The following is a 17,077-nucleotide window of genomic DNA, read 5'->3' on the forward strand; positions in this document are numbered from 1 at the left end:
CGATTCATTATTCGCTGTGAAATACAGAGAATAAACGACATTTTACGGATACGCATTTATGACTGAATACAATCCACCAAAAATTTGGACCTGGGAACAAGAAGACGCTGGTGTTTGGGACAAGGTAAACCGCCCAATTTCTGGCGCAACATACGACAAAGAATTACCCGTCGGCAAGCACCCGCTTCAGCTTTATTCTATGGGTACGCCCAACGGCCAAAAAGTTACTATTATGCTCGAAGAGCTGTTAGAAGCTGGCGTTAAAGAAGCCGAGTACGACGCGTTTTTAATTCGCATTGGCGACGGCGAACAATTCTCTAGCGGCTTTGTTGATATTAACCCAAACTCAAAAATTCCTGCATTGGTAGATCGCTCGTTGGAAAACCCCGTGCGCGTGTTTGAGTCTGGCGCAATTTTGCTTTACCTAGCAGAAAAATTTGGCAAGTTTTTGCCCACCGATCTTGCCGAAAAAACCGAAGTAATGAACTGGTTATTTTGGTTGCAAGGTTCGGCACCGTATTTGGGTGGCGGTTTTGGCCATTTTTATCACTACGCGCCCATTAAAATTGAATACGCGATTAATCGTTTTTCAATGGAAACCAAACGCCAATTGGATTTATTGAATAAAACCTTAGCCGAGCGCAAATACATTGGCGGTGACGAGTACACCATTGCCGATATGGCAATTTGGTCTTGGTACGGTTTGTTGGTGCGCGGTGTTATGTACGAGGCCGAAGAGTTTTTGCAAGTAAAAGACTACGAACACGTTTGCCGCTGGGCCGATGAAATTTACAACCGCCCTGCCGTACGTCGCGGTCGATTGGTCAATCGCTTTTGGGGCGACGAAGACGAGCAATTGCTTGAACGCCACGATGCCAGCGATTTTGATAACGTTAGAACCTCGGGTTAATTTTTAAAAACTACTAGTAATCTGGCCCTTTTATTGATTTTTAACGGTTAATAAAAGGGCCGGTTTATAAAGTGAGTAAAATAAGTTTGAAGTACTTTACTCTTGAAAACCGTATTCGAGAAAATCTTGCCATTTGCGTGGTTGTACTCGATCAGCCACTTCGGTTAATACCTCACCCACGGTATTGGCAAACTTTTTAATGGCTACATACCGGTTCATATCATTCTTACTTAAGCTTTTTATACCGAATTTCTCAATTGCGGCTTCTAACTTTTCATGCTTGGCATTCCAATACGCCGAATATTCTAAACGATTTTCAATTTCCCAAATTTGGGCGTCATCAAGCGTAAATACCCGAATAACTTCACTGAGTCTGTCTCCGTCCTGTTTTGATTGCACCCAAATTTGATGAAGCTCATACATGCAATTGGCAGATTTTAGGTATTTATCACTTAAGAAAATAAACACCCTTTCACCTTTACCAATGCGGTTCATAAATTTAGTGATACTGTCGCCAAATTGAAGGGTATTTTTATCACGAACAATACTAATACCGAACTTTGCCTCGGCATCGGTGCATAACTGATTGACTTTTTCTTCTCTTGTTTTACCGGCGTCAGTTTTATCATCGTTCCAGGCGTAAGAAACAAAGTATTCTTTTTGCTGAGGCTTTTCTTGGGCGTAATCAGGTTCAAATTCCGGTTCTTTCATATCAGAATTATCTGCAAACTCGTGTTGTAATTTTGTATTATCTAAAGCGCTTTCTTTTTGCGTAGCACGAATACCAATTTTCTGCTCAACACGCTCTAGCTGATTAATCAGTGATGTAAGTAATTGTTCCGCGCCTAAGCCTTGGGTTTGTATGCAAATCTCACCTTGCCAATTACCGGTTTTGGTTTGGGTGATTAAGGCACGGCTTAGGGTAGTGCGCTCCGGTACAAAAAAGCCATTATGCCAGTAATCCCCAGCCAAACCTGCGTCACGGCCAACCTCAGCCATAAAGTTTCGCAACAGTACCGAGGGTAATAAATCATAACTGAATACCGCGTTTTCAATGGGTATATCGGGTTGCCATTTTTCGGTTAAATCCTGTGGTGGCTCGTCCGGTAATAAATCCGGAGCAAGATATTCATATTTTTCCTCTAAACTCTCTTCTTGCCAATGTTTATCCAGACAAAAACAAATACTGCAAGACACCATAAAATGGATAAATAAAATCTGCTCCTGTTCAGAAAAACCCAGCTCATTCCACAACAGCATAGCCAACACATCACGATCAAACTTGCCGTGCATTTTTTCTTTTAAAATTTTATAACAGTTATCGCGATTAAATACTGCGTAAATGGCCTCAAACGCCCAGGCTTGGTCTAGAATAATTTGATTATTAAACAAACCTTGTTGATAAAATACATTGCCGCAGTTGTGCAAAAAATCTAAAAATAATTCTGGGCTAGAGATATCACCGGTATTTTCACACAGCATTACAAAATCATTGTATTGAATGGTTCGGTGCTGGCGCTGTTCGACTAGCCTTTTAGAATCGTCATCTATCCAGGTTTGCAATTGGTCAATAACCCGTTGCCGTCCCACACCAATAAACGGTTGATCAATTTGTTGATAAGCTTCGGTGAGCGCTTCATCCAATGCGGCTCTACCACGGTTATTTAAGGCGCTGTAATCGAGTGCTTTCCAGTATCTAAACTCTCCAAGCATTGCATAAACATCACTTGGCAAGGTTTGCACTTGGCCGGGTTCATCACAGTGAGTTTGCACAATAATCACTGAGCAATCGGTACCGCCAAACTGCTTAATGTAATTTAACCAATACAACAACGGATAATTACGAAAACTCATACCGCCATAAGTATGGGTCTCTGAGTCTTCCATTTCAGGCGTCCAAGCCAATAAAAAGACTGACCGGCTGCGCATAAATAACGCGTGGGTGCCGTGGTAAATATCTTGGCCGCCAAAATCCCACAAGTGAAAACGCGCGGATTCGTTATTAGGTACTGAGGTGGAAGAAATAGTAATACCGTGGGTAGAATCCGAATTTTGCTCAAATTCTAAATTGGATAATTGCCTGCAAATTTGTGTTTTACCGACACGACCATTGCCAATAATCATTAGCTTGGCTTCTTGCTGTTGGTTTTGGCTTTCGGCTAAGTCGGTTAGGTGTGCTCTTAATTTTGGAAGGCAATCCCTACCTGGCTCAGCAGACAAGGCCTCGGCAGGTATTCCTACAATTTTGCTACCGCCTAAGCACAGTGATTCCAGGTTCTCACCAAAGACTAATTCATAATCTATGGTATTAATTGGGCAATAATATGCATCGAGTTCACTAAGAAAGTACAAATTATTTAAAGGGCTCAAATCACTTACGCCAGAACCGTCGCAAAATAAAGAAGTTAAAAAATATAATCCACTTATGGGATTTAAATCAGTAACACTGGAATCTGAGCAATCAAGCCATATCAAATTGGTTAGCTTGCACAATGGACTTAGGTCACTTACTTTAGTAAAAAAACAACTAAAACTTCGCAGATGACTTAATCCACTCAACGGACTTAGATCAACTACTTGAGTCTGGCTACAATCTAATACTTCCAGTTTGTTTAAGCCTCTCAACGGACTTAAATCACTTACTTCAGTCTGACTGCAATTAAGGTCTTGCAAGTTACTTAAGCTGCTTAAAGGACTTAAATCACTTACTACAGTGCCACAACAATCAAAACTTTGCAGGTGACTTAAGCCACTCAAAGGGCTTAAATCACTTACTTGAGTATAACCGCAATCTAATACCTGTAGGTTGGTTAACTCGCTCAAAGGGCTTAGGTCACAGACATGAGTACACCTGCAGTTAAGGTGCTGCAAGTTGGCTAACTCGCGTAGAGGATTTAGTTCACTCACCTTTGTAGGCAAATAATAAGATCTACTTTCATCCAAATTCGATAAATAGAGCACTTCCAGTTCTTTAAGCTCGGCAATACTCTCCGGTATTTCCTCCAACTCGCTCAAACCCGACAAATCCAACGCTTCACCCGGCTGCCAATTTTCAATTCGTCGTTCAGCCTCGGCATAATTTTCTGCTGGAGTTTTGTTGCGCCAATCCATTCTCGTCCCTTGCACTCAGTCGATAGTGTTTGGATAACTATCGCATGTTGCTTAGGGTGTGTGAACAAACCTTCATGCAAGTTGGTGTTTTGGCGTGTGATTCATCTCTTGAGGGCGTATTTCGAGTTAAGAGGTTCAATAAGTTTATAGGTTAGCGGGCTCGAAATGATCATTTTTTAAACGGATAAAACGTAAACTGTGGCTGTGTATTTGAGTGAGTATTGCTGGGCGTTTTTCGCTAATTTAAGAAAGTTGCTTATTTTGGTTCATTGATAATTTGTGAATTTCGCACCGAATGCACAAAAATATTACAGAAAAATTCTTATTGGATTCAAAAATCAAACAGCCATTTAGAAAACAGATTTTTTATGCATTCATATTGTGCACTTTAACTTTTTATAAGCACCAACTTAAAACAATCATCAAATATCAATCATTTATTTTTGCACCATTAATTACCACAAAGGTAATAAAATCTTTTTGAATCAATAAGTTAATATAACACGCATGCATTTTGCTTTATTGAGCGCAAATTAAATACGACAAGCTTCGAGGTCCACATGGCTCAATCAAGTAGTTTCAACCTGTTCTCGTTTCAGGGGAAAATGAAGGTCCTGCATTTTAGTTGGATAGCCTTCTTCATTACCTTTGTGGTGTGGTTTAACCTGGCGCCTTTGCTGCAAGCGGTAAAAGAGTCTTTGGGTTTAAGCACTGAAGAAATTAAAACCTTGTTAATTTTGAACGTGGCCATCACCATTCCGGCGCGTGTGCTTATTGGCATGCTGACCGATAAATACGGACCGAAAATTACCTATTCAGCGTTATTAGCCGTGTGTTCCATTCCGTGTTTTATGTTCGCCTTGGCCGATAACTTTACCCAAGCGGCAATTGCCCGCTTTGCCCTGGGCTGTATTGGTGCCGGTTTTGTCATTGGTATTCGCTTGGTGTCTGAGTGGTTCCCTCACAACGAATTAGGTACGGCCGAAGGTATTTATGGTGGCTGGGGTAATTTTGGTTCTGCGGCCGCAGCGTTTACCTTACCTACACTTGCCGTTGTTTTTGGCGGTGATGACGGCTGGCGTTATGCTATGGGCATTACCGGTGTTATGAGCTTGTTGTTCTCGTTTGTGTTTTGGAAAAACGTATCAGACACACCCAAAGGATCTACCTATTTTCGCCCAAAAAACCTCGGCGCAATGGAAGTAACCTCTAAGGGTGATTTCTTCTTTTTATTAATCATGAAATTACCGATGTATTTGGCGTTAGCACTGCTGGCTTGGAAATTATCGCCAAGCGGTGTGGGCTTGGTGAGCCATTTTGCGGTGAACGCTATTTACGCGGGTTTAACGGCGCTGTATTTGTACGAATTAACCCAAGTTTGGAAAGTAAATAAAAACGTCTTTAAAGAGCCGGTGCCAGAAATTCACCGTTACAGCTTTAAACAAGTGGCGGTATTAAACGTTTTGTACTTTGCCACCTTTGGTTCTGAATTGGCGGTAGTATCTATGTTGCCGTTATTCTTCTCCGATACCTTTGAGCTTTCGCCAGTGGTTGCCGGTATGGTGGCGTCGGCGTACGCGTTTATGAATTTAATGTCGCGCCCAGGCGGTGGTTGGTTGTCGGATCGCTTTGGCCGTAAACCCACGTTATTAATTTTAACCGCAGGCTTGGCGTTGGGTTATTTATTAATGGGTAACGTTAACAGCAGTTGGCCTGTGTGGTTGGCGGTCGTTGCAGCCATGACCTGTTCTTTCTTTGTGCAGTCAGGCGAAGGTGCGGTATTTGCGGTGGTACCCTTAATTAAACGCCGCTTGACTGGACAAATCGCCGGTATGACCGGTGCTTACGGTAACGTCGGTGCGGTGGTGTACTTAACCGTTTTAACCTTTGTTGATTACAGCCAATTCTTCTACGTGATTGCAGGCACGGCGGCGTTAGGTTTTGTTGCGTTACTGTTCTTAGACGAACCGAAAGGTCAAATTGTTGAAGTCGGTGAAGACGGCAATATCACCATGATTGACGTTGCTAAATCTTAATTATTATTTGCTCTAAAAATTTCCAGCTTTTTCATGCCAAGGCACAAGGATGTGCCACTCTTAAACGCCCGAGCAATAATGGGTGTAAAACAATAATAAGCCTTCTATAATTTCAATTATTATTGAATTTAAACTAACATTCCAAAATTACTCTAGAACCAGCGCTTGCAATCCAGCCCATGCAACCAATAACCGACACCAACGATAAGCTTCAATTAAACCTCAGTTTTGCGGGTTATACGTCTCAGGGAATTAAAGACATTAATCAGGATGCGTTTTCGGCATTCACACCTTCTGAGCGAGACGTAAAACTCAAAGGCATTACCTTGTGTGTCGCCGACGGTATCAGCAGCAGCGATCGCTCCCACGAGGCCAGTAATACGGCGGTAACCAGTTTTATCAATGATTATTACAGCACGCCGCAAACCTGGTCGGTAAAGAAAAGCGCGGCGCAGGTGTTACAAGCATTAAACTCTTGGTTGTACCATCAAGGCCGTGGCGATTTTAGCCAGCAAAACAGTTTGGTTACTACGTTCAGCGCTGTGGTTTTTAAATCCACCACCGCGCATATTTTCCATATTGGCGATACCCGTATTTATCGCTGGCGCAATGATTCGTTGGAATTGTTAACCCGAGACCACACCCATAATTACCAAGGTCAAAAAAATATTTTGTACCGCGCCTTGGGTATTGATCCATTGTTAGAAGTGGATCACTCGGTAACGGATATCGAACCCGGTGATATGTTTTTACTCACCAGTGATGGCGTGCACGATTATATCGACGAAAAAAATCTGCACAGCTTTTTATCGGTAAAGCATTTATCCCTGGCTACCTGCGCAAAAAGTTTGGTGGATTACGCGCTTAATCAAGGCAGCTCGGATAATCTCACCTGCTTGATTACCAAGGTAGAAAACACGCCTAATGCCAATCTTGATGAAATTCATCGCAGCCTGACTAAACGGGTGATTCCGCCGGCCATGCGCCAAGGCAATAAAATTGATCACTATTACGTCGAAAAGGTAATTCATGCGGGCAGCCGCAGCCACGTGTATTTGGTCCGCGATTTAGAGACAAAAAAACTGTGTGTGTTAAAAGCACCGTCACAAAATTTTGCTGAAAACCTGCATTATTTGGACGGTTTTATTAACGAACAATGGATCGGTCAAACCATTGATCATAAATCTATCATGAAGATTTATCCGCACGATAAAAACAGCAATTTTCTGTACCACGTGTGCGAGTACATTCAAGGCATTTCGTTACGGGATTGGATGCGTGAAAACCCGAATCCCAGCATTGTTAAAATCAGGCCCATTATAGAATCACTGATTAAAGCGCTGCGTGTGTTGCAACGGCTTAATATCGTCCATCGTGATCTTAAGCCCGAAAACGTGTTAATTGACCACGAAAACAACGTTAAATTAATTGATTTTGGCACGGTTAAGGTCGACAGCCTAACGGAAATTGCCAATCAATTGCAGGACGAATGTCCAGCCGGTACCGCGGGTTACACGGCGCCGGAATATTTCTTTGGTGAAACCGGTTGCCATCAATCGGATATTTTTTCGCTCGGGGTGATTATTTACGAAATGCTGAGCGCAAAGCTGCCGTTCACCGATTTAAATCATCAGGGAAAAGTCACGCGTTACTATTCGGATTGGTCGTACATTTCATTAAAGACGTTTTCTCCCGACATTCCAACGTGGTTGGATTTAACGGTGCAAAAAGCCTGTCATCCAGACCCCAAGCATCGCTACTCGGCAATGTCTGAGTTATCGCGAGATTTGAATCGCCCTAACCCAACGTTTCTTGAAGATCACCGAAAAAAACCGCTGATTGAGCGCAACCCAGTATTGGTTTGGCGAAGTATCAGCATTATTTTGATGGTTATAGTGTTGGTGCAATTTTTTTGGATGTCACAAAATACGTAAGCTCTCAACTCATTACATTCGTCTTTTTAAGGCTTTGGTTCTTAAGACATGGGTTTTTAAGATATAAGCGCATTGCGAAACAGTTCTTTTAATTTTTCAATGTCTCTGACTCTAACGTAATTGGGCCGAGCAACCATTGTGATGGTTCGATGAGGGCCGGGTTCGTTAAGGTGTATGGCTTTAATTTCAGCATTGTTTTTTACCAGTTGTTCCAATGCCATTTCGGGCACCAAAGTACTGCCAATTTTACAGGCAACCATTTGGGTTAAGGTGTTTAAACTGGTGGCCGAAAATTCTTGTTCGTCTTCAACGTGCTTTAACTGACACGCCGCCAAGGCGTGATCTTTAAGACAGTGGCCATCTTTCAGCAGCATTAGTTTATCAAGCTCAAGCTCGTTACTGGTGATTTCATTAACGCCATGTGGCGATTCATCTTGATGGCTAATCCAAAAGAAATCTTCTTGCCAAAACTCAAACGAAATTAAGCCATCGATCGGAAACGGCAACGCCAATATGGCGGTATCGAGCTTGCCCATTTTCACCATATCGACAATTACGTGCGACTGCTCTTCGACGATATGCAATTTAAAGTTGGGGTATTGACGCCGAACCGCGGGTAACACTTTCGGTAATAGGTACGGGCTCACTGTGGGTATAACACCGACTTTCATGGGCGCGGACAATTCCGGCTTATAGAGCTGACCCAGTTGATACAACTCTTCAAGATCAAGCTTTATGGCTTGCGCTTTGTCGATAAAGTGTTGGCCCCGATCGGTAAGCAGCACTTGTTTGCTGTTTCTTTCGAATACCTGAAACCCCAATTGTTTTTCCATCTCATGAATGGCAATGCTCATTGCTGACTGAGAAACATGACAAATTTCTGCGGCTTTTTTAAAGTGCAGAAATTTGGCCACAGCCAAGGAATAATTAATTTGTTTTATTGAGATCATTTTTATTCTTATTGTTAAAATTAACGGGATTTAATGTAATTAAGGCAAACTGGATTTTCGTGCAGTTTATCTTAATCAAAATCTGTTGTCACAAGCACACGGACAACCAAAAATATCGCCACAGCGCCTAAAATAAGGCTGTAACGGAAGATATAAACCGCACCTATTAAACAATTAATTAAATGCAATACAAAAATCACGACAAAAAAACTAGATTTTTTGAACGATAATTTTATGCAAATAACCCATTTAATTCATTCAATACCTGCACAAATTTCGATTTTGAATAATTAAAAATTAAAAAGATTAAATTCAAATTAATTAAATGGTGTCGGTAAAAATATTCATTAGCCTAATGAGATCACAACCATAACAAGATCAATTCTAGGTGGCAAAAATGCGTATTAAAAAATCAATAACATGGTCTGCAATGGCAAGTGTTGTGGCATTGGCTTTATACGGCCAGGCTTCGGCAAATGAGGGAACCATCAGTAAACCCCAAGGCGCCATTGGCGTTGGCAAAGTGGCACACGGTCAAGCAAAACCGAATTCTTTTTGGTGGCCGGATCAAATTAATCTCTCCAGTTTGCGAGATCACGACTTACGTTCGAACCCATTCGGCGATAATTTTGATTATAAAAAAGCGTTCGCAAATTTGGATATGGATGCGCTCAAAAAAGACATCGACTCGGTTCTTACCGATTCTCAAGATTGGTGGCCCGCCGATTGGGGTAATTATGGCCCTTTATTTATTCGCATGACCTGGCACGCAGCGGGCACCTATCGAACACTGGATGGCCGAGGTGGCGCCGGTGGTGGCCAGCAACGATTCGATCCATTAAACAGCTGGCCCGATAACGGAAATTTAGACAAAGCTCGGCGCTTGTTGTGGCCGGTGAAACAAAAATACGGCGAGTCTATATCGTGGGGAGATTTAATTGTTTTGGCCGGTAACGTTGCCCTTGAAAATATGGGTTTTAAAACCTACGGATTTGCCGCCGGGCGCGCTGACGATTGGGAACCCGATACCGTCTATTGGGGGCCGGAAGTCGCTATGCTTGCCAGTGATCGTCGCGACAGTAACGGTACATTAAAAAAACCATTGGCGGCGGTTCACATGGGTTTGATTTACGTGAACCCCGAAGGCCCTGGAGGTGTTCCAGACCCGCTGGCGTCGGCGAAAAATGTACGCGAAGCTTTTGCGCGCATGGCAATGAATGACGAAGAAACCCTTGCGTTAATTGCCGGAGGTCACACATTTGGCAAAATGCATGGCGCTCATAAAGCCAAGCAATGCCTAGGCGCCGAACCCGGTGCAGCCGGAATTGAAGAACAAGGGCTCGGGTGGAAAAACCAATGCGGCAAAGGCCACTCAGAAGATACCGTCACCAGTGGTTTAGAAGGCGCATGGACACAAGCACCCACGCAATGGACATCGCTTTATTTACAAAATTTACTGAATTTTGAATGGAAACAAGCTCGCAGTCCGGCTGGTGCCATTATTTGGGTGCCAACCGATGAGTCTTTGCATTCCGTTGTTCCAGATGCGCACATAGAAGGCAAATTTAATCCGCCAGTTATGAACACGGCAGATTTGGCCCTTAAATTTGATCCTGAGTACCGAAAAATTGCCGAGCGATTTTTGGCGGATCCCGAAGAATATCGTCTCGCGTTTGCGAAAGCGTGGTTTAAGCTTACGCACCGGGATATGGGGCCGCGAGATAATTACTTGGGTAACGACTTTCCAACGGAGTCGTTAATTTGGCAGGACCCCATCCCTAAACCAAATTACGAGCTAATTAGCAAAAAAGACATTGCCAATTTAAAACAAAAAATTATGGATTCGGATTTGAATGTTTCTGAATTGGTAAAAGTTGCTTGGGCGTCGGCAGCGTCGTATCGAGATTCAGACATGCGCGGTGGCGCCAACGGTGCCCGAATTGCTTTGGCCCCCCAAAAAGATTGGCCGGTAAACAGTCCTGCTGAAACTAAAAAAGTCATTACGCAACTAAAAGCGATTCAGCGCGGGTTTAATAATTCGGTATTTCGCTCCAGCAAAATTTCTTTGGCAGACACCATTGTTTTAGCAGGTGCAGCGGCCATTGAAAAAGCTGCTAAAGAAGCGGGAGTTGAAGTGAGTGTGCCCTTTGTTCCCGGGCGAGGCGATGCAAAGCAAGAGCAAACCGACGTTAACTCATTTAACTTGTTAAAACCCCAAGCCGACGGATTTAGAAACTACTACGAAAAAGGTCACTATAAATCCCCAACGGATGCCTTAATTGATAAAGCCGATCAATTGGCGCTTACTGTACCAGAAATGACGGTATTACTGGGTGGCATGCGGGTTCTCAACACCAACGCCGATGGCAGCGCTCACGGTGTGTTAACCGACAACCCCGGACGTTTAACCAACGACTTTTTCGTGAATCTTTTGGATATGTCGACCCGATGGCACAAAGCTGGTGATGTATACAAAGGCGTAGATCGTAAAACAGGCGTCATGAAATACACGGCAACGCCGGTTGATCTGATTTTTGGTTCGTCTTCGGAATTACGCGCGGTGGCTGAAACCTACGCTTATAACAACGCTCAAGAGCGCTTTGTGAATGATTTTGTTAAGGCTTGGGTTAAAGTTATGCAATCGGATCGATTCGATTTGAAATAATCATAGGGCCTAGCGGTGGTTGTGCCACCGCTAGGCGCTTTAAGGTGTTAATTCTTGATTTAACACAGCAAGAAAAAAGTCATTTAATTCAGAGAATCCTAATTCAGTACTTTTTTCGGCACTTTTTTCTTCCTCCCCCAACAACTCGTTATGCAAACGCTTATTGTCTTCTGCCAAGGCGTTAAGCTCTGCTAACTGTTCTTCAATATACTGACTGATTTCCGGTATTTTCTCTCGATAATCGGATTCAAATCCGGCTTTTTTCTCTTCGATTAATCGGTAAATAACTGTTTTAAGCGATTGATCCGTAATGATGTTTTCAACCAATTCCTGGAACACAATAGGTGCACTGGTTTTATGAGTTAAAATCCAACGCATAGACAAAATGGGACGCAATACATAAAAGTATTTTTTAACACGAACCTGTTCGCCTTTTAAATGTTCTCTAAAATTGCCATTAGCCATACTGCGATAGTGGTGAAACAGAGCCAACGGATTAAACAGTTGTTTAGACAATTTGTTTATTTGAGCTAAAAACAGTTCATCGGATTGATAAACAATGGGGGAATTTAACCATTCAATTAACGACGGGTTCGATTTTTTAAGCAGTAATAATGCTTTCTTTAAATCCCAGCCATTGATGTCTAATAAATCATTAATGGGTAATTCGATGACATCTCGACAGGCTTCAAGATCAACGCGCAGATACCATTCTTTCGGGCGAACATAAATAAAACGCGCATCATAATCGCTGTCTGCAGAGGGAAATCCCCAGGCACGGCTGCCGGATTCACACGCGTGCAGAATTTTTACATTGTGTTCAGACTCTATGGCAGCCAACTGCCGAATAATTTCATCTCTCATAGGTATTTATCGTCCTTGTTGTGAGAAATAAATAAAATAAAAAGAATTGTGTTAACTGACCAAATACATAACAGCCCAATAACGGGCAAATTTTCCGATCCCCACCAATACTAAAAAGATAAAGAAGTTAACTCGTAGAAGCCCTGCAATTACAGTGAGTGGATCACCAATCACGGGAACCCAGGCAAACAGCAGTGAGACGTAACCCCAATTTTGAAATCTAGCCTCGGCTTTATTGAGCGTATCATCAGAGACTTTTAGGAATTTTTTGATGGCGTAAACCCCACCCCAAATTCCCAACGCATAATTGGTACAAGAACCCAGTACATTGCCCGCCGTGGCGCTGGCAAGCAGTAAGTTCTCATTCAATCCTTGAAGCATTAAAGCCGATAGGAGTACCTCGGAGCTAAACGGTAGTATCGTGGCGGCAAGAAAGGCAGCGCAAAAAAGCCCAAAATAAGAATATTCAACAAGATCAATCAAAACTCAGCCCATTAACACATCGGGTATTTATAGATCGGAATACATCAAATGCTTTAAGAATCAGTTTGATCTATCACACACTGCCGATAAAGCGTGTATGAAGTTCCAGATTTAAAACTCTTATAGACGAACTTGTCTTCGGATAAAGACTCTATTTCATAGGCATCGTATAAAGATGCTTGGGTTGTATCAAATTCCACAATTTTTCCGTTTGATTTTTTTCTTGCCCTGGCCGCTGTAAAATAAACGGGCAGTCGAACACCCCACAATCCATATTCTTCCCACACAGTCTGTTGCCCAAGATCGCGAGTTTAAATAAATTTAATCTCATAAAACCCATCTTCAAAGCGATTGACTAGCCATCGAAGATGGTTCCCGTCATCATCAAATCGCTCGCCACACCACTGCCCTAAGAGCAAATTTCTGGCTGTCTCAGTGTCTTGTTTTAGAACATTACTGTCTGTTTTTTGATCGACTTTAACAATGCTTGTACAAGCAGCCAGTGAAAAGATTATGAGAACAGCAGCACTTAATTTAATTTTCATGAGAAAGCTCACACTAAATCCATTTATCGTTAATTTATAGAATTTAAGCGCAATAAAAAACCCGCACTAGGCGGGTTTTTTAGAACAGAAACGCAATGCTTATTTGCTGTTTTCAGCAAGGAACATCCAGGTTTCTTGTACGGTATCTGGTGTTAGAGAAACAGACGTAATTTGCTGCTCCATCAACCATTTCGCAAGATCTGGGTGATCCGATGGTCCTTGACCACAAATACCCACGTACTTGCCTTGTGCGCGACAAGCGTCGATGGCCATTTTCAGCATTTTCTTAACGGCTTCGTTACGCTCATCGAACAAGTGTGCGATCAAACCAGAGTCACGATCAAGACCAAGGGTTAACTGAGTCATGTCGTTAGAACCAATGGAGAAACCGTCGAAGTATTCTAGGAATTCTTCGGCCAACAAGGCATTGGATGGCAATTCACACATCATGATCAATTTCAGACCGTCTTGACCACGAACCAAACCGTTGTCCGCAAGGATTTTCTCAACTGCTTGGGCTTCGCTTAAGGTGCGAACGAATGGAATCATTAACCATACGTTTTCTAGGCCAAGCTCGTTGCGAACTTTCTTCATTGCGCGACATTCAAGCTCGAAACAATCGCGGAAGCTTTCAGCGATGTAGCGAGAAGCGCCGCGGAAACCGATCATTGGGTTTTCTTCTTCCGGCTCGTACTGGCTGCCGCCGACCAAGTTTGCGTATTCGTTCGACTTAAAGTCAGACATACGCACAATAACTTTGTTCGGGTAGAAAGAACCGGCGATGGTGGCAACACCTTCAACGATTTTCTCAACGTAGAAGTCAACCGGAGACGCATAACCGGAGGTCATGTCAGTGATGGTTGCTTTCAAATCGTCGTCTTGTTGATCAAAGTTCAACAAGGCTTTCGGGTGAATACCGATTTGGCGGTTAATGATGAACTCTAAACGAGCGAGGCCAACGCCTTTGTTCGGCAACATGGCGAAGCTCATGGCGCGATCTGGGTTAGCGACGTTCATCATGACGTCCATTTCTAACGGTGGCATTTCGGTGGTGTCAGATTTGATCACATCAAATTCCAACAAACCTTCCCAAATGTTGCCGGTGTCACCTTCGGCACAGCTTACGGTAACGTCGGTGGCGGTGGCCAAACGCTCGGTGGCGTCTTCACAACCAACAACCGCAGGAATGCCAAGTTCACGGGCAATAATCGCCGCGTGACAGGTACGACCACCACGGTTAGTAACAATAGCTGCACAACGCTTCATGACTGGTTCCCAATCCGGGTCGGTCATGTCAGTAACCAATACGTCGCCGTCTTTGACTTGATCCATTTCATCAAGGCTTGCAACAACGTGTACTTTACCTGCGCCTATTTTATCGCCAATGGCGCGACCAGAAGCCAACAAGGTGCTGGTTTCTTTGATGCGGTAGCGCTCCATAACTTGGGTAGACATTTGGCTGCGAACGGTTTCAGGGCGCGCTTGTAAGATGTAGATCTTTTGGTCGTCGCCGTCTTTGCCCCACTCGATGTCCATCGGGCGGCCATAATGCTTTTCAATAATCATGGCTTGTTTAGCAAGCTCTAGAATATCGTCGTCATTAATGGAGAATTCTTTGCGAAGTTCTTCCGGAACCGGAATCACTTCTACAGATTTACCGGCTTCGGCTTTTTCGCCGTAAATCATTTTTGCGGCTTTCGAACCTAGGTTGCGGCGAATAACACTGCGGAAACCTTTTTCTAGGGTTGGCTTGTGAACGTAAAACTCATCTGGGTTCACTGCACCTTGAACCACCATTTCACCCAAACCGTAAGATGAGGTAATGAATACCATATCGCGGTGGCCAGATTCGGTATCGAGGGTAAACATAACGCCAGAAGCGCCAGTTTCACTGCGACACATACGCTGGATACCTGCCGATAGAGCCACTTCTTTGTGATCAAAACCTTGGTGGACACGATAAGAAATCGCGCGATCATTAAACAATGACGCAAACACTTCTTTAACAGAGTGTAAAACGTTGTCGACGCCTCGAATATTTAAGAAAGTTTCTTGCTGGCCAGCAAATGAAGCATCGGGAAGGTCTTCTGCTGTTGCTGAAGAGCGAACAGCGACTGCAACATTCTCTAGATCACCGCAAAGTTCGGTGTAGCCATCGCGAATGGCTTGCTCTAGCTCAGGTGTAAACGGAGTTTCGACAACCCACTGACGGATTTGCTTGCCAGCAGCTGCCAAGGCGTTAACATCTTCAATATCGAGTTCATCCAGAACCTTGTGAATGCGATCATCGATACCGCTTTGGCTTAAGAACGTGCGGAAAGCCGCAGCAGTGGTCGCAAAGCCGGTAGGAACTGAAACGCCTAAATCCGTGAGATTACTAATCATCTCACCGAGTGAGGCATTTTTGCCTCCGACTTTTTCAACATCGTTCATACCCAACTTTTCGAAGGGAATAATCTGATCGATCACGTTATCTCCTCGTGTATTTTTAACCTATAAGTGGTAATGATAACAATTAAATTGCTATTAACGAACTTTTTAAGACATAAGCAAGAGAATTAATCCATCATGAGCACCCGTTACGCCTTTTACATTTCAGATAGCACAGGCATTACATCCCAAACTTTAGGCAACGCACTATTGCCATTATTTAAAGAAACTAAATTTCATAAAATCCATTTACCCTACACCGACAGTGTCGCCAAGGCCGATGAAGCTGTGCGCCAAATCAACGAAGCCGCTATCAAATCTGGTGAAAAACCCCTGATATTCGATACCATTATGAATCCAGAAATCCGCGATCGCATTGCTGCATCGAACGGATTTTTAATGGACATTATCGGTACTTTTTTACCGGCTCTAGAAAAAGAGTTAGGTGCCGTATCGTCGTATCAAGTGGGCCAGAGCCATGATAACCCAACTGACGAGCGAGCGCTGATAAGAATGGACGCCGTTAATTTTGCGTTAGAAAACGACGACGGCGCCAAAACAAAGTACTATCCAGGGGCAGACGTTATTCTTATTGGTGTTTCACGAAGCGCAAAAACACCGACGTGTTTGTACATCGCTATGCAACACGGTATCTTCGCGGCTAACTATCCGTTAACAGAAGAAGATTTGGAAAAAGGCGAGCTGCCAAAATCACTGCGTGAATTCAAGGGAAAACTGTTTGGTTTGAGCATTGATCCCCCAAGACTTGCCAGCATTCGCGAACAACGACGCGCCGATTCTCGCTACGCCTCAATGAAACAATGCGAGTGGGAAGTGAAAGAAGCGCTCTTTATGTATCGCAAATTGGGTATTCCCTGGGTAGATACCACGGCGATTTCAGTCGAAGAAATTGCAACCCGCATCATCATGACCAAAAATCTGCAACGCAGAGTTTAACCGATTGATTTAAAGACCAAGAAACTCGAAATAATACGGAATTCCCTACGCCACATGGATGCGCAATTTGATTCAATCGCTTATCGTTATTGAAATTGTCAGGAGATTGGAAGCCGCCTTTCCAATTTCTGTTTTTTTGTTACTTCATGAATGGATTAATCGGCGCATTGTAAAAGCGACGACACGCAGATG

The 17,077-nt window shown here is 43.3% G+C and carries 12 protein-coding genes; 5 read left to right on the plus strand and 7 right to left on the minus strand.

All coding sequences use genetic code 11. From position 1 onward, the window contains the following. Nucleotides 1-58 precede the first annotated feature (58 nt). Nucleotides 59-910, plus strand: a complete 852-nt coding sequence (gene yghU / locus LU361_RS00460) for a glutathione-dependent disulfide-bond oxidoreductase (protein ID WP_233086346.1) — start codon at nucleotides 59-61, stop codon at nucleotides 908-910. Nucleotides 911-1,006: 96 nt separating this feature from the next. On the opposite strand, the gene LU361_RS00465 is transcribed toward yghU, so the two are convergent. Next, entirely contained in the window at nucleotides 1,007-4,021 is a 3,015-nt protein-coding gene (locus LU361_RS00465) for a leucine-rich repeat domain-containing protein (protein WP_233086347.1), read from the minus strand. Nucleotides 4,022-4,581: 560 nt separating this feature from the next. On the opposite strand from LU361_RS00465, the gene LU361_RS00470 reads away from it, so the two are divergent. Further along, a complete protein-coding gene (locus LU361_RS00470) occupies nucleotides 4,582-6,057 on the plus strand; it encodes a NarK family nitrate/nitrite MFS transporter (protein ID WP_233086348.1) in 1,476 nt (491 codons plus the stop codon). Between the two features lie 179 nt (nucleotides 6,058-6,236). Beyond that, nucleotides 6,237-7,991 (plus strand): bifunctional protein-serine/threonine kinase/phosphatase, encoded by a 1,755-nt coding sequence (locus LU361_RS00475; RefSeq protein WP_233086349.1) that lies wholly within the window; start codon nucleotides 6,237-6,239, stop codon nucleotides 7,989-7,991. Nucleotides 7,992-8,047: 56 nt separating this feature from the next. On the opposite strand, the gene LU361_RS00480 is transcribed toward LU361_RS00475, so the two are convergent. Further along, a complete protein-coding gene (locus LU361_RS00480; RefSeq protein ID WP_233086350.1) occupies nucleotides 8,048-8,941 on the minus strand; it encodes a hydrogen peroxide-inducible genes activator in 894 nt (297 codons plus the stop codon). A gap of 397 nt (nucleotides 8,942-9,338) precedes the next feature. On the opposite strand from LU361_RS00480, the gene katG reads away from it, so the two are divergent. After that, a complete protein-coding gene (gene katG / locus LU361_RS00485) occupies nucleotides 9,339-11,606 on the plus strand; it encodes a catalase/peroxidase HPI (RefSeq protein ID WP_434064648.1) in 2,268 nt (755 codons plus the stop codon). Nucleotides 11,607-11,645: 39 nt separating this feature from the next. On the opposite strand, the gene LU361_RS00490 is transcribed toward katG, so the two are convergent. The 5 genes from LU361_RS00490 to ppsA all read right to left on the minus strand — a co-directional run bounded on the left by LU361_RS00490 (nucleotide 11,646) and on the right by ppsA (nucleotide 15,967). Next, complete coding sequence (locus LU361_RS00490) at nucleotides 11,646-12,470, minus strand: nucleotidyltransferase domain-containing protein (protein WP_233086351.1); 825 nt, start codon at nucleotides 12,468-12,470, stop codon at nucleotides 11,646-11,648. 51 nt (nucleotides 12,471-12,521) lie between these two features. After that, nucleotides 12,522-12,953 (minus strand): YqaA family protein, encoded by a 432-nt coding sequence (locus LU361_RS00495; RefSeq protein ID WP_233086352.1) that lies wholly within the window; start codon nucleotides 12,951-12,953, stop codon nucleotides 12,522-12,524. Nucleotides 12,954-13,006: 53 nt separating this feature from the next. Continuing rightward, on the minus strand, nucleotides 13,007-13,153 hold the full coding sequence (locus LU361_RS00500) for a hypothetical protein (protein WP_233086353.1): 147 nt from the start codon (nucleotides 13,151-13,153) through the stop codon (nucleotides 13,007-13,009). A gap of 111 nt (nucleotides 13,154-13,264) precedes the next feature. Then, on the minus strand, nucleotides 13,265-13,498 hold the full coding sequence (locus LU361_RS00505) for a hypothetical protein (RefSeq protein ID WP_233086354.1): 234 nt from the start codon (nucleotides 13,496-13,498) through the stop codon (nucleotides 13,265-13,267). A gap of 99 nt (nucleotides 13,499-13,597) precedes the next feature. Beyond that, complete coding sequence (gene ppsA, locus LU361_RS00510) at nucleotides 13,598-15,967, minus strand: phosphoenolpyruvate synthase (RefSeq protein WP_233086355.1); 2,370 nt, start codon at nucleotides 15,965-15,967, stop codon at nucleotides 13,598-13,600. A 99-nt stretch (nucleotides 15,968-16,066) separates the two neighbouring features. Between ppsA and LU361_RS00515 the strand changes: the two genes are divergently transcribed. Then, nucleotides 16,067-16,885: a pyruvate, water dikinase regulatory protein gene (locus LU361_RS00515; protein ID WP_233086356.1), complete on the plus strand. Its 819-nt coding sequence runs from the start codon at nucleotides 16,067-16,069 to the stop codon at nucleotides 16,883-16,885. The last annotated feature ends 192 nt before the right edge of the window (nucleotides 16,886-17,077 follow it).

Source organism: Sessilibacter corallicola (assembly GCF_021290925.1).
In the GTDB taxonomy this organism is placed as follows: Bacteria; Pseudomonadota; Gammaproteobacteria; order Pseudomonadales; family Cellvibrionaceae; genus Sessilibacter; species Sessilibacter corallicola.

Coding starts and splice junctions, on each gene's coding strand:
- yghU (WP_233086346.1), top strand. CDS start 59: ATGACTGAATACAATCCACCAAAAATTTGGACCTGGGAACAAGAAGAC.
- LU361_RS00465 (WP_233086347.1), bottom strand. CDS start 4,021: ATGGATTGGCGCAACAAAACTCCAGCAGAAAATTATGCCGAGGCTGAA.
- LU361_RS00470 (WP_233086348.1), top strand. CDS start 4,582: ATGGCTCAATCAAGTAGTTTCAACCTGTTCTCGTTTCAGGGGAAAATG.
- LU361_RS00475 (WP_233086349.1), top strand. CDS start 6,237: ATGCAACCAATAACCGACACCAACGATAAGCTTCAATTAAACCTCAGT.
- LU361_RS00480 (WP_233086350.1), bottom strand. CDS start 8,941: ATGATCTCAATAAAACAAATTAATTATTCCTTGGCTGTGGCCAAATTT.
- katG (WP_434064648.1), top strand. CDS start 9,339: ATGCGTATTAAAAAATCAATAACATGGTCTGCAATGGCAAGTGTTGTG.
- LU361_RS00490 (WP_233086351.1), bottom strand. CDS start 12,470: ATGAGAGATGAAATTATTCGGCAGTTGGCTGCCATAGAGTCTGAACAC.
- LU361_RS00505 (WP_233086354.1), bottom strand. CDS start 13,498: ATGAAAATTAAATTAAGTGCTGCTGTTCTCATAATCTTTTCACTGGCT.
- LU361_RS00515 (WP_233086356.1), top strand. CDS start 16,067: ATGAGCACCCGTTACGCCTTTTACATTTCAGATAGCACAGGCATTACA.